Annotated in this window: 10 protein-coding genes; all 10 read right to left on the bottom strand. The window is 67.7% G+C overall.

Annotated elements, in window-relative coordinates; genetic code table 11:
* Nucleotides 1-18: 18 nt before the first annotated feature.
* A complete protein-coding gene (locus tag AC3DET_RS11930; protein WP_488391746.1) occupies nucleotides 19-684 on the bottom strand; it encodes a tetratricopeptide repeat protein in 666 nt (221 codons plus the stop codon).
* A complete protein-coding gene (locus AC3DET_RS11925) occupies nucleotides 665-1,504 on the bottom strand; it encodes an SDR family oxidoreductase (protein WP_446539588.1) in 840 nt (279 codons plus the stop codon). Before AC3DET_RS11925 ends, AC3DET_RS11930 begins: the two co-directional genes overlap by 20 nt.
* Nucleotides 1,504-2,178, bottom strand: a complete 675-nt coding sequence (locus tag AC3DET_RS11920; RefSeq protein WP_446539589.1) for an iron-containing redox enzyme family protein — start codon at nucleotides 2,176-2,178, stop codon at nucleotides 1,504-1,506. Before AC3DET_RS11920 ends, AC3DET_RS11925 begins: the two co-directional genes overlap by 1 nt.
* The gene (locus tag AC3DET_RS11915; RefSeq protein WP_488391745.1) at nucleotides 2,175-3,665 is read right to left on the bottom strand and encodes an AMP-binding protein; all 1,491 of its coding nucleotides are present in this window, start codon (nucleotides 3,663-3,665) and stop codon (nucleotides 2,175-2,177) included. The genes AC3DET_RS11920 and AC3DET_RS11915 overlap by 4 nt, the downstream gene beginning before the upstream one ends.
* A gap of 8 nt (nucleotides 3,666-3,673) precedes the next feature.
* Nucleotides 3,674-4,336 carry a thermostable hemolysin gene (locus AC3DET_RS11910; RefSeq protein ID WP_298120552.1) on the bottom strand — a complete coding sequence of 221 codons (663 nt, stop codon included), beginning with the start codon at nucleotides 4,334-4,336 and terminating at the stop codon, nucleotides 3,674-3,676.
* Nucleotides 4,337-4,475: 139 nt separating this feature from the next.
* Nucleotides 4,476-6,038, bottom strand: coding sequence for a sodium/sugar symporter (locus AC3DET_RS11905; RefSeq protein WP_488391744.1), 1,563 nt, complete (start codon nucleotides 6,036-6,038; stop codon nucleotides 4,476-4,478).
* Nucleotides 6,039-6,117: 79 nt separating this feature from the next.
* Nucleotides 6,118-8,673, bottom strand: coding sequence for a glycoside hydrolase family 3 protein (locus AC3DET_RS11900; RefSeq protein WP_488391743.1), 2,556 nt, complete (start codon nucleotides 8,671-8,673; stop codon nucleotides 6,118-6,120).
* 5 nt (nucleotides 8,674-8,678) lie between these two features.
* Nucleotides 8,679-10,088: a sugar porter family MFS transporter gene (locus AC3DET_RS11895; protein WP_337731882.1), complete on the bottom strand. Its 1,410-nt coding sequence runs from the start codon at nucleotides 10,086-10,088 to the stop codon at nucleotides 8,679-8,681.
* A 47-nt stretch (nucleotides 10,089-10,135) separates the two neighbouring features.
* Nucleotides 10,136-11,473 (bottom strand): xylose isomerase, encoded by a 1,338-nt coding sequence (gene xylA / locus AC3DET_RS11890; protein ID WP_488391742.1) that lies wholly within the window; start codon nucleotides 11,471-11,473, stop codon nucleotides 10,136-10,138.
* Between the two features lie 41 nt (nucleotides 11,474-11,514).
* The coding region (xylB, locus tag AC3DET_RS11885; RefSeq protein ID WP_488391708.1) for a xylulokinase at nucleotides 11,515-12,997 on the bottom strand (1,483 nt) is incomplete at its 5' end.

Raw genomic sequence — 12,997 nt, 5'->3', positions numbered from 1 at the left:
AGTCTGGTGTGCCCCCCCTCAGTTGGCAAGGTGCTCGGCGACGTCCTTCAGCTTGCTCTCCGCCTCGCGTCGGCGACCCGCATCGGCCACCTCCCGACCCGGCCGGGCCGGTGCCGCCAGCGCTTTCTGGAAGGCCGCGCGCGCGCCTGTCCAGTCCTTCTGATCGAGCAGGAAATCCGCATAGAAATAGTTGGCGTCGATGCCATCCGGATCGATGGCCAACCCCTTGCGGAGCATGGCGCGCGCCTTGTCGTCGTCGCCGAAGCCAAGCGGCCAGCCCGGTACCTGGTAGTACAGCGCGCCCAGGCTGGTGTAGGCCGCACCATCGAGCGCATCAGGCGCGATCCGGATGGCCGCCTCGAAATCGGCACGCGCACGCTTGACCAGCCCCAGCGCCCCCATCCCGCCCTTCTCGCCCGCCAGGCTCGACAGCACGATGCCCTCCCAGATCAGGGCGGACGCATCGCGCGGGTGCGTCTCCCGGATCTTCGCGGCCTGGCGCGCGAGCTCCTCGAAGGCCGATTCGCGCTGTGCCTTCGGTACCTGGTAGTTGATCTGCGCCCAGCGGTCACGCACCTGGCCGGTCGTGGTGGCACCGGGCTCACCCGCCAGGGCAATCCCGACCAACAGCGTGGTGGACATGAGGATCAGGAAGAGCATGGACTTACCGTAAGCGTGGTTCATGGTGGATGTTCTCCTCGGTGGATGATCGTGGTCGTCGCGCATGCCGGCGAACGATGGGCAGGCTGTCGCGCAGATTGCGATCGACCAGTCCGGGCACCAGCCCATTGATGCGCGCGAAGAATTTTTCCGGCCAACCGATCTGCATCCTCGACCGGCCCTGCACGATGGCCGCGACCAGCTGGCGTGCGACTTCGGCGGGCACGTCGCTGCTGACCTTGAGTTCGGCATTCAGCGCATCGACGGCCGGCGTGTTGAACGGCGTGCGGGTGGCGCGCGGCGACAGGTACTGGAAGCGCAGGCCGGTATCTGCGTATTCCCTTGCCAGCGCTTCGGTCAGTCCGCGCAGGCCGAACTTGCTGGCGCTGTAGGCCGCGAAGCCGGGGAATGCCAGACTGCCGAAGGTGGAGCCGACAACGACCACGGTGGCCGATGCGTGCGTCCTCAGGAGTGGCAGCAACGCATGCGCGAGCAGCATCGGCGCCACCAGGTTGGTCTGCACCAACCGGTCCATGTCGACAGGATCCTGCTCTTCGAACAGACCGAATGCCGCCTGCGCGTGAGCCAGCACCAGCACCGAGGGCAGCGGGCTCGCGGCCTGCGCCGCGCGCAGCAGATGGGCGCGCCCCTCCTCCGTCGCCACATCGGCGACGACCCACGACGTGCTGCCGACAGGCATGTCCCGCGCGACCCGGCGCAGCTTGGCCTCGTCGCGCCCCACTGCAAGCACGCGCGCACCGGCGGCGACCAGCGCCGCGCACAACGGCTGGCCGATACCGCCGCTGGCACCGGTCAGGATCACGGTTCTCCCTGCGAGTTCCATCACGCCGCCTCGGCCAGGCGCGTGCCATCGGCACGCAGGGTGCGGAAGATGTCGCCATAGAGCACGTAGAAGCGTCGTGCGGCATGGATGACTGCCGCCTGGTCGCCCAGGTCGTCCAGGCGATCCATCAGGCGCTTGAAGAAGCCGACATGTTCGATGTCCAGGTCGCCATGCGACAACAGGTAGCCGAATGCATTGCGCGGCAGGTCGAGCGAGGTCTGCAGCGTGTTGGCGGCGCGCGTGGCGAGCGCCACGCTGGTGCCCTCCAGCACCAGCACCATGCCGAAGAAGCCGACCGGGTTGCCGCGCTGGATGGTGTCGTAGGCGTAACTGACCATCAGCTCCGTGGCCAGTGACGGCGACGACATCGCCGCCGCCGCACGGTCCTCGCCACATGCCGCGATATCGTCCAGCACCCACTCGTGGTGCCCCATCTCTTCAGCGATGTACTCGCCGACCGCCGTGCGCAGCCATTCCAGGCGTGCGGGCAGGCGCGCACCGCAGGCCATCAGCAAGGGCACCGTGTGGCGGACATGGTGATAGGCCTGGACAAGGAAGGCCACGTAATCCTGGCGCGCTATCCTGCCCGCCAGCGCGGACTGAATGAGGGGAATGGAAAGCAGGCTGTCGCGTTCGCGCATGGTCTGCGCGACCAGCTCGTCATGGAAACTCATGCGGTGACTCCGGAGGGGGAAACGTTCGGGGGAAGGCGATAGCAGGCGTCGACGTCGGCCTGGTAGCGGTCGAGGATGGCGGCGCGGCGCGGACGGCCGTTCGCGGTCATCAGGCCCGCGTCCGCGGTGAAGGGTGCAGCGCGCACGAAACGCGCGACGCGCGCATAGTCGGGTAGCCCGGCGTTGACCTCGTCCAGCGCACGCATGATCTGTGCGTCGCCCACGTCGGGACGGCGCGGCACCAGCACCGCGACGTTGTCCGCCTGGCCCTCGCCCCAGACCACCGCCTGCGCGATGGCCGGATGCGCCAGCAGTTCGCTCTCCACCCACTCCGGCGACACATTCCGCCCGAAGGCGGTGATGAAGACATTCTTGCGGCGTCCGGTGATGTGGACAAAACCTTCGTCGTCGCGATAGCCCAGGTCGCCCGTGCGCAACGGCCCCTCTTTCAGCGGGTCGCCCCCGAGGTAACCCAGTGCGCGTGCGCCCTCGACGCAGATCTCGCCATCCACGATCGAGACACCGGTATGCGGCAAGGCCTGGCCGACGCTGCCATCACGCGTGGCGCCCGGGCGATTGAGGCACACCACGGAACCGCACTCTGTCAGGCCATAACCTTCGAACACGGGGAGGCCGAGCGCGCGCGCGCGAGCGAGCAGGCCGGGCCCCACGCGCCCACCGCCCACCGCGATGTAGCGCAACGAGGCGGGCAAGGGAGCGCCCTGCTCCGCCGCCATCACCAGTGCCAGCAGCAACTGGGGCACCAGGATCACGCTTTCGGGCTGGTAGCGGTGCAGGCAACGCAGCAGCGTGGGCACGTCGAGGCCGGTCGCGCCGGTGTAGCCGATCTCGGACAGCGACGGCAGTGCGATCTCCGCATCCGCCAGGAGGGCAGCGTACAGCCCGGCCACGTTCTCCAGCAGCGTTGCGAGCGGCATCAGGCACAGATGACGGCGGGGTGCGATCGCGGCGGCGGCATCGACCAGCGCCCCCGCCACGCCGAACAGCGTGTGCGCATCCAGGCACACGCCTCGCGGGCGACCCGTCGTGCCGGACGTATAGGTGATGCAGCCGGTGCGAAGCGGCAGCGCCGGTGCCGCCGCTTCGTCCACCTGCGCACGCCAGCATGCCAGGCGCTCGCCATCGAGGAACCCGGTCAGCGCCTCGACGCCGGGCGGCATGGCGTCCTCGCGGGAAGTGACAACGCATTGCGCACCGCTGTTGGCCAGCGCGTGCAGCACCTGCGCGTCGGAGAAGAACATCGGCAGCGGCACATGCACGCCGCCGGTTTCGCGGATTGCCATGTCCAGCACGAACCAGCTCGGCCCGTTGTCCAGGCGACTGGCGACGCGCCGGATGTCCATCTTCGTCATCCACTCGACGAGGTGCCCGATCCGTGCTGTAAGCGTCTGGTCATCCAGGGTGCCGTGCGCCGTGATCAGGCGGGGACGCCCGCTGGCTTCGGACGCGCGCAGGACGACATCCATCGGTGTCCTCATGGTGATCCCGCCAGACAAAGGTCGGGGGTGCCGCTGCACGTCCGGGGCATGTGCCTGCCCCGCAGATAGGCCACGCCCTCTGCGAGGTTGCCGCATATCAGGCGTGGTCGCGACGCGTAGTAGGAACCCCAGTCTCCACCGGCATCGCCGAGCCGTTCGGCACGCGCTTCAGCCAGTTCGATCATCGGCAGATGCAGGCGCTCGAACGCATTGCGCAACTGTCGGGTGGCGACCAGCAGGACCCATGTCATGCCCGCCGACTGCAGCGTCAGCGCAAGCTGCAGGATGAGTTCGCGCGCGATGCCGGGCGTGGTGGCGGCGAAGTTGCCGGCTTCGACGATCAGGCGGCGGTCGATCTGCGCGATCTGCTGGTGCGCCATCACCTGTTCGACCGGCGCATCCAGGTAGTGCTCGACGAACAGCGGCCCCTCCCCTCCGGCACGCACGCCGACGGCAGCGGCAAGCCGGCCATCGCTGTCGCGATAGGCGAGCAGATGGGGGAAGAAGCTCCGCAGTGCTGCGCCGTAGCGTTCGCGATAGACGTCGCTGATGAACGACTCGACTTCGTCCCGGTCAGGATCGTGGCGATCAATCAGCTGGACGCTGGCGAAGCGTCCCGGCAGCGGGGCAAGTACGATGTGGGAGCGGATCCAGTGCATGGCGTGCATGCTGGAATCGCTCGATTAAGGGTCAATTAGCTCGAAGTTAAGCGCTCATTAGATTCCCGGCACGAATTCGTGAGAATCCGCACCGCGTCACCGCGGGGCTAAACCCGCTCTGAACGTCGCGCAACGGACATCACCAGAACAGCGTATACAGCGCCACGAGAATGGCGAGCACGGCAACGGCGCCGATGTTGAAGGCGCCGCTGGTGCGGTAGTCCACGTCGCGGGTCTGGATGATGTCCTTCTCCGGCGCGTGCGGCGTGGCCAGCGAGACGACCACCGCCAGTGCCAGCGCCAGCAGGAACACCAGGCCGACGCGGTCGATGAAGGGCAGCGCCGGCCACGCCAGCTTCAGCACGATGGACAACACGAACGAACCGATCGCCGCCGCCAGCGCGCCGGCTTCGTTGGCGCGCTTCCAGAACAGGCCCAGCACGAAGATCACCACGATGCCCGGGGTGAAGAAGCCGGTGTATTCCTGGATGTACTGGAATGCCTGGTCGAAGCTGCCCAGCAGCGGCTTGGCCGCCAGGATGCCGAGCACCACCGTGACCACCGCCGCGATGCGCCCGACGCGCACCAGCTTCGTTTCACCGTGCTGGCGCTTGCCCTTGGCGTAGAAGTCGAGCGTGAAGATGGTCGCCACCGAATTGATCTTCGACGCCAGCGACGCGACGATCGCGGCCACCAGCGCGGCGAACACCAGGCCGAGGATGCCGGTGGGCAGCAGGCGCATCATCGTCGGATACGCCTGATCGGGCTTGTCCAGTCCCGGCGCCAGCATCACTGCGGCGATGCCCGGCAGCACCACGATCACCGGCATCAGCAGCTTCAGGAACGCGGCGAACAGCACGCCCTTCTGCGCCTCGCCGATGTCCTTCGCCGCGAGGGCGCGCTGGATGATGTACTGGTTGAAGCCCCAGTAGCTGATGTTCATGATCCACATGCCGCCGATCAGCACGCTGATGCCCGGCAGGTCCTTGTAGAACGGGTTGTCCTTGTCGAGGATCATCTCGAAGTGGCCCGGCTGCGCTTCCCACAACCGGTGGAAACCCGCAACGACACCCGCGCCGTCGCCGAGTTCGTTGAGCGTCAGGCCGGCGACCAGCAGCCCTCCCAGCACCAGCAGCGACACCTGCACGATGTCGGTCAGCGCGACGGCCTTCAGGCCGCCGTACAGCTGGTACAGCAACGCGAACACGCCGATCAGCACCACCGCCAGCATCTGGTCCATGCCCGTGACCTGGCTCACCGCGATGGCGCCCAGCCACAGGATCGAGGTGACGTTGACGAACACGTACAGGCCCAGCCAGAACACGGCCATCAGGGTGCGGATGCGCGCGCCGTAACGCTGTTCCAGGAACTGCGGCATCGTGTAGATGCCGTTGCGCAGGAATACCGGCAGGAACCACTTGCCGACGATCAGCAGTGTGGCCGCGGCCATCCACTCGTACGAGGCGATGGCCAGGCCGATGGCATAGCCGGAACCGGACATGCCGATGATCTGTTCGGCCGAGATGTTGGCCGCGATCAGCGACGCACCGATGGCCCACCACGGCAACGACTTGCTGGCGAGGAAGTAGTCCTTCGCATCCTTGGTGTGTCCCGCTTTCTCGCGCGACACCCATTGCGCCAGCACGAAGATGCCGGCCAGGTAGGCCAGCACGATGCCGATATCCAGTCCCGACAGTGTCATCCCGTTCCCCTATCCCAAAACGACAAGCGATGCCGTGATGCATTCCCGGACGCCTGCGCGCCCGGGAATGCGCTCACCCTCAACGCGGGCAGTCGACCGCCTGCTCCGCCTGGTCCAGCGACCCGAGTGCGACGCGCGAGACCGAGATCGTCATCGTCCCTGCAGTACCGACGGACCACGGACGATCCAGCTTGGCGACATCGGCACCCGCCTTGGCCAGGCACTTCAGCGGCACGCCGACCCGCGTCCACTGGCCCACCGGCAGCTTCGCCAACGTCGGCGCCAATGCCACGCGCGCGGTGCATCCGGTGCCGCAGCCGACCGACAGCCAGGCGTCGCCGCTCGGCGCGGTATCGACACGCAAGGTGGTCAGCAGCATCACATCGCCATTGCTTTCACGCTGCAGGTCCAACGCGGTGTGCGACTGCAACGCGGCCGCCGCTTCGCCCTTGCCCGACCACGCGAGGCGGCGTCCGTCTTCCTGCGCCAGGTGGTCCACGCCAGTGACGCGCAGCAGATCGCCCGCCAGTGCTTCCGGCACCTTGGTGACGGTCACGCCCTGGCCGTCGGCGGTCTCGAGCCGCAACGCCATGCCGGAACCGGCATCGCCGCGCGCGAAGAACACGCCGCTCGCGCCCTCGTCGCCGCTCACGCCGGATTCCTCCGGCAATGCCGCCAGGTCGCCCTTGTCGGCGTAGGTCAGGCCATAGCCGAACGCGAACAGCGGGTCGTAGTTTTCCTGACCCACGTTGTTGGCGTACTGCGTGGCGGTGCGCGGCCAGCTGAAGCTCAACTTGCCCTTGAAGTCGTGCTGCACGCTGCCATCGGCCTTGCGCAGCAGTACGTCGGCGATGCCCGCGCCTTCCGAACCTGGCAGCCATGCCGCCACGAACGCATCGGCCGCATTGATCTCGCGGTTCATCCACAGCGGACGCCCGCTCAGGAACACCGCCACCACCGGGATGCCTTCCGCCTTCAGGCGCTTGATCAATTCGAGGTCGGCGTCATCACCCGGCTTGTAGAGCAGCGTCTGCAGGTCGCCCTGGAATTCCGCGTACGGGTTCTCGCCGAACACCACCACCGCCACGTCGGGCTTCTGCGTGTATTTGCCATCGACCGACAGCAGCGCCTCGCCACCGGCGGCCTTCGCCTGTTGCGCGATGCCTTCGTAGATCGAATCGGCGTTCGGGAAGTCCTTGCGCGTGGTGCCGGTGCCCTGCCAGTTGAGCGTCCAGCCACCGGCCTGCTTGCCGACATCGTGGGCGCCGTCGCCGGCCACCAGGATGCGCTGCTTCGGCGCCAGCGGCAGCACGCCACCCTGGTTCTTCAGCAGCACCAGCGATTCGCGCACCGCCTGGCGCGCCACCGCGCGATGCTCCGGCGAACCCAGCAGCGCGAACTGTCCACCCACCGTGCGCGCCGACGGCTTGCCCGCTTCGAACAGGCCCAGGCGGATCTTCACCCGCAGGATCCGCCGCACGGCGTCGTCCAGCCGTTCCTGGCTGATCGTGCCGGCCTTCACCGCCGCCAGCGTGGTCTCGTAGAACCCCTTCCAGCTATCGGAGGCCATCGCCATGTCGAGGCCGGCGTTGATCGTCGCCGGACAATCGGTATTGGTGCAGCCCTTCACCTGGCCATGGCCGTTCCAGTCGCCGACCACGAAGCCACCGAACTGCATGCGACCCTTCAGCGCATCGGTCAGGTACGGCTTGTGGCCGTGCATCTTCTCGCCGTTGACACTGTTGAACGAGGCCATCGCTGTCTGCGCGCCGGCCGCGATCGCCGGCGGATAACCGGCGGCGTGGATGCGTACCAGCTCGGCTTCGCTGATCTTCGTGTCGCCCTGGTCCTTGCCGTTGGTGGTGCCGCCATCGCCGAGGAAATGCTTTACCGAGGCGATTACGTGGCGGCCGTCGAGGAAGCCGGGCGTGCCGACCTTGCCCTGCAGGCCTTCCACCATCGCGCCAGCATAGCTGGCCACCACGTCGGGTGATTCCGAATAGCCTTCGTACGTGCGGCCCCAGCGGTCGTCCTGCGGCACCGCCACGGTCGGCGCGAACGTCCACTCCATGCCGGTGGCGCGCGTTTCCAGCGCGGTGATCTCGCCGATCCGGCGCAGCAGCTCCGGATTGCGCGCCGCGCCCAGGCCGATGTTGTGCGGGAACAGCGTAGCGCCGACGATGTTGCTCTGCCCGTGCACGGCATCGATGCCGAAGATCACCGGGATCGCCTTGCCACCCTGCGAGGTGTCCATCGATGCTTCGTAGAAGGCATCGGCCAGCGCCAACCACTCGGCCGGCGCGGCGTCATAGCGGCCACCCGGATCGGAATTGCCGCCGGCCAGGATCGAACCGAGCCGGTACTTGCGCACGTCGTCCGGGGTGATGCTGGCGATGTCGCCCTGCACCAGCTGGCCGACCTTCTCCTCCACCGTCATCGTGGCCATCAGGTCGGTGATGCGCTTCTCCAGCGCGGCGTCCTCGGCCAGCGGCCAGGCGACCTGCGGCCATGGGTTGGACGCGGCCACCGTCGCCGGGGCCTCGGTCTTGCCGTCGCCCTTGCAGGCGCCGAGCGCCAGCGCCACGGCCGCGATCAGCACGCCGCCACGGGCGCGCAGGGAATTCCGCTTCGTCATGGTCTTCATCCTTCCATCTGCTCCAGTTCCTTGCCCTTGGTCTCGTGAACATACTTCAGCACGAAGAAGACCGAGATGATCGCCGAAACCAGGTAGATGCTGTAGGTCGCCGCCAGGCCGATGGCCGCCAGCAGGATCGGGAAGGTCACGGTGATGGCGAAGTTCGACGTCCATTGCGCCGCCCCGGCCACCGCCAGCGCCGAGCCGCGGATCTGGTTGGGGAACATCTCGCCCAGCATCACCCACATCACCGGGCCCCACGAGATGTTGAAGAACACCACATACGCATTGGCCGCCACCAGCGCCAGCGTGCCCATGCCCTCGGGCAGCTGCAGGTGGCCGTCGACCAGCGAACCGCTGGCGAACGCCACCACCACCAGGGCCAGCGACACCGCCATGCCGGCCGAGCCGATCCACAGCAGCGGCTTGCGGCCGATGCGGTCGATCAGCAGCACGGTGACGATGCAGGCGCCGATGCTGAGCGCGCCGGACAGCACGTTGATCGCGAGTGCATCGTTCTCGGAGAAGCCGACCGCCTGCCACAGCACCGCGCCGTAGTAGAACACCACATTGATGCCGACCAGCTGCTGGAACGTGGCCAGGCCGATGCCCACCCAGACGATGGGACGGATCCTGCCGGTGGTCTTGTTCTTCAGGTCGGAGAGCCGCGGACGATGGTGGTCCTCCGACAGCGAGGCATCGATCTCGGCGAGCTTGGTCTGCGCTTCGGCACCCCCGAACAGCCGCGTCAGCACGCGCAGCGCTTCGTCCTTGCGCCGCTTCACCACCAGATAGCGCGGACTCTCGGGAATGGTGAGCAGCAGCCCCAGGAACAGCAGCGACGGCACCGCCTGCATCCAGAACATCCAGCGCCACGCCGCGTGCCCGCCCCACAGCGCCTCGGTGGAGGCACCGGCTTTCGCGGCCAGCAGGTAGTTGGACAGGAACGCCGCAGTCAGGCCGCTGATGATGGCGATCTGCTGCACCGTCGCAAGGCGCCCCCGGTAGCGCGCCGGCGCGACTTCGGCGATGTAGGCCGGCGAGATCACGCTCGCCGCGCCGACCGCGAAACCGCCGATCACCCGCGCGATGACGAACACCACCGACGAGGTCGCCGCGCCGGCACCGATGGCCGACAGCAGGAACAGCACCGCCGAGATGATCAGGACGTTGCGCCGGCCCAGGCTGTCGGCCAGCCGGCCGGCGCTGAAGGCACCGACCGCGCAGCCCAGCAGCATCGAGGCGACCTCGAAACCGAGACCCGCCTTGGTGGAACCGAACGCCTGCTGCAGGCCATCGACGGTGCCGTTGATGACCCCGCTGTCGAAGCCGAACAGGAATCCGCCGATCGTCGCCACCACGCTGATCAACACGATCAGCCGGGTGTTTTCGCCCCCGGTCATTGTCTGACTCATTACCTTCCCCTTCCTCGATCCGCTGTTGTCGATGCGACCTGCCGCGCTCAGCGCAGCAGGTACTGGTTGAGCAGGTTCTCGTAACGCTCCTGCTTGCCGCTGATCTGCTTCGGTTCGCCCTGCCCGGTCGCCAGCGCGGCCAGATCGGCCAGGCCCAGCGTGCCGTTCTTCTCGAAATCCTTGCCCTTGCCGCTGTCGAAGCTGGCGTAGCGTTCCTTGCGCCACTGCTCCCACGGCGAGTCGGTCAGCAGCGCGTGGGCGACTTCAAGGCCACGCGCGAACGCGTCCATGCCACCGATGTGGGCGATGAACAGGTCTTCCAGATCGGTCGACTCGCGGCGCACCTTGGCATCGAAGTTCAGCCCGCCCTCCAGCCCGCCCTGGCGCAGCACCACCAGCATGGCGCCGACGGTGTCGTACAGATCGGTGGGGAACTGGTCGGTGTCCCAGCCGTTCTGCGCATTGCCGCGGTTGGCATCGATGCTGCCCAGCAGGCCGTGGTCGCTGGCCACCTGCAGGTCGTGCTCGAACGTGTGGCCCGACAGCGTGGCGTGGTTAGCTTCGATGTTGAGCTTGAAGTCCTTCTCCAGCCCGTGCTCCTTCAGGAAGCCGGCCACCGTGGCGCTGTCGAAGTCGTACTGGTGCTTCATCGGCTCCATCGGCTTGGGCTCGATCAGGAAGTTGCCCTTCAGGCCGATGCTGCGGCCGTAGTCGCGGGCCATGGTCAGGAAGCGGGCGAAGTGCTCGACCTCGCGCTTCATGTCGGTGTTGACCAGCGAGGCGTAGCCTTCGCGGCCGCCCCAGAACACGTAGTGCTCGCCCCCCAGTTCCACCGTGGCCTCCAGCGCCGCCTTCACCTGCACCGCCGCGCGGGCGACCACGGCAAAGTCCGGATTGGTCGATGCGCCGTTCATGTAGCGCGGATGCGAGAACAGGTTGGCCGTGCCCCACAGCAGCTTGATACCGGTGGCGTCCTGGCGGGCCTTGGCCAGGCCGGTCATATGCTTGAGGTTCTTCTGGTACTGGCCGATGTCCTCGGCATCCGGGGCCAGGTCGATGTCGTGGAAGCACCAGTACGGCACGCCGAGCTTGGTGAAGAACTCGAACGCGGCATCGACCTTGGCCTCGGCCGTGGCCATCGGCGAACCCGCTTCCCACGGGAAGTGGCGCGTGCCCGGGCCGAAGGGGTCATGGCCGGCATTGCAGAAGGTGTGCCAGTAGCAGACGGCGAAGCGCAGGTGCTCGCGCATGGTCTTGCCACCGATGGTCTTGTTGGCGTCGTAGACCTTGAACGCCAGCGGGTTGTCCGAGCCGCGGCCCTCGAACGGGATGCGGCCGATGCCGGGGAAGTATTCCTGGGCGCCGATGAAGGGCTGCGTGCTCATGGTGCGTGATCCTGTGGTTGTGCGTGATGTACGTGGGGGTGTCAGCCGCGCTGCAGCGGCGTGAGGGCATCGAGGTGCTGGAGGAAGCGGCGGTAGGCCGCGGCATAGGCCTGCGTACGGGTGGGATCGGGCGTGGCGGACAAGGCCGGCTCGGTGGCGACGTGGGCGCGTGCGATGTCGGCGATGGACGATGTCTCGCCACGCGAACGGCCCCATGCCCACAGCGCCTGCAGCGCCGCACCGAAGGCCGCGCCCTCGGCCTGCACCGGCACATCCACCGGCAGGCCGAACACATCGGCCACCAGCTGCCGCCACGCGGCGCTGTTGCTGCCCCCGCCGGTCAGCACGATGCGATCGAACTGCATGCCGGCGCGCACGAAGGCATCGAAGCCGTACTTCAGGCTGTAGGTCGCCCCTTCCATCGCGGCGCGGTAGACATGCGCCGGGGTCATGTTGGTCGTATCCAGCCCGGCCAGCACGCCCTTGCCCAGCGGCAGGTCGGGCGTGCGCTCGCCGTTGAGGAAGGGCAGCATCACCAGGCCGTCTGCGCCGGGCGGCGTGGCGTGCAGGTGGGCATCGCCCTCGCGCGTGCTGAAGCCGAACGCCTTGGCCACCTGTTCGGTGGCCACGGTGCAGTTCATCGTGCAGATCAGCGGCAGCCAGCCGCCGGTGGAGGAACAGAACGCGGCCCAGGCGCCGGCCGGATCGACTACCGGGGTATCGGAGTAGGCGAACAGCGTGCCCGAGGTGCCCAGGCTCATCGCCAGCCGGCCCTCTTCCACGCAGCCGGTGCCGATGGCCGCCATCATGTTGTCGCCGCCGCCGACGGCGACCTTCGCCGTCGCCGGAAGGCCCAGTCGCGCGGCTGCGGTGGGATCGATGTCGAACAGGGCATCGGGTGCAGCGATCGGCGGCAGGCAGGCGGCCAGGTCGCGATCCGGATCGGTGGCACGCAGGAGCTCCGCCGACCATGTCCGCGTGCGCACGTCGAGCCAGCCGGTGCCGGAGGCATCGCCGTACTCGCAGAAGCGCTGGCGGGTCAGCACGAAGTTGAGGTAGTCGTGCGGCAGCAGGATGCTCGTCAGCTGTGCATAAGCCTCGGGGCGGTGGGTCTTTGTCCACGGCAACTTGGAGGCGGTGTAACCGGCCAGGATCGGGTTGCCCGCCAGCGCAATCGTCGCTGTCGAACCGCCCACCGCGTCCATGATCTGCGTGCACTCGGCCGTGGTGCTGGTGTCGCACCACAGTTTGGCCGGTGCGAGTACCTCACCCTGCGCATCCACCGGCACGAAGCCGTGCTGCTGGCCCGACACCGACAGCGCCACGATGCGCGCACGCAGTGCCGGATCGATGCGCGTGAAGCACGCCTGCATCGCGGCCACCCAGTCGGCCGGGTGCTGCTCGCGGCTGCCGTCCTCGCCGCTGATCAGCTCCAGCGGCGCGCTGGCACCGGCCACCACCGCACGTGTGGCAGCGTCGTACACCACCACCTTCAGGCTCTGCGTGCCTGCGTCGATTCCGGCG

This window comes from Pseudoxanthomonas sp. 97-1-1 (assembly GCF_057773125.1).
This window is presented reverse-complemented; position numbering and strand designations above follow the sequence as displayed.

Excerpts from the sequence above, each read along its gene's own strand:
- AC3DET_RS11925 (WP_446539588.1), bottom strand. The coding sequence starts at position 1,504 with ATGGAACTCGCAGGGAGAACCGTGATCCTGACCGGTGCCAGCGGCGGT.
- AC3DET_RS11900 (WP_488391743.1), bottom strand. The coding sequence starts at position 8,673 with ATGACGAAGCGGAATTCCCTGCGCGCCCGTGGCGGCGTGCTGATCGCG.
- AC3DET_RS11910 (WP_298120552.1), bottom strand. The coding sequence starts at position 4,336 with ATGCACTGGATCCGCTCCCACATCGTACTTGCCCCGCTGCCGGGACGC.
- AC3DET_RS11895 (WP_337731882.1), bottom strand. The coding sequence starts at position 10,088 with ATGAGTCAGACAATGACCGGGGGCGAAAACACCCGGCTGATCGTGTTG.
- AC3DET_RS11920 (WP_446539589.1), bottom strand. The coding sequence starts at position 2,178 with ATGAGTTTCCATGACGAGCTGGTCGCGCAGACCATGCGCGAACGCGAC.
- AC3DET_RS11905 (WP_488391744.1), bottom strand. The coding sequence starts at position 6,038 with ATGACACTGTCGGGACTGGATATCGGCATCGTGCTGGCCTACCTGGCC.
- AC3DET_RS11930 (WP_488391746.1), bottom strand. The coding sequence starts at position 684 with ATGAACCACGCTTACGGTAAGTCCATGCTCTTCCTGATCCTCATGTCC.
- xylA (WP_488391742.1), bottom strand. The coding sequence starts at position 11,473 with ATGAGCACGCAGCCCTTCATCGGCGCCCAGGAATACTTCCCCGGCATC.
- AC3DET_RS11915 (WP_488391745.1), bottom strand. The coding sequence starts at position 3,665 with ATGGATGTCGTCCTGCGCGCGTCCGAAGCCAGCGGGCGTCCCCGCCTG.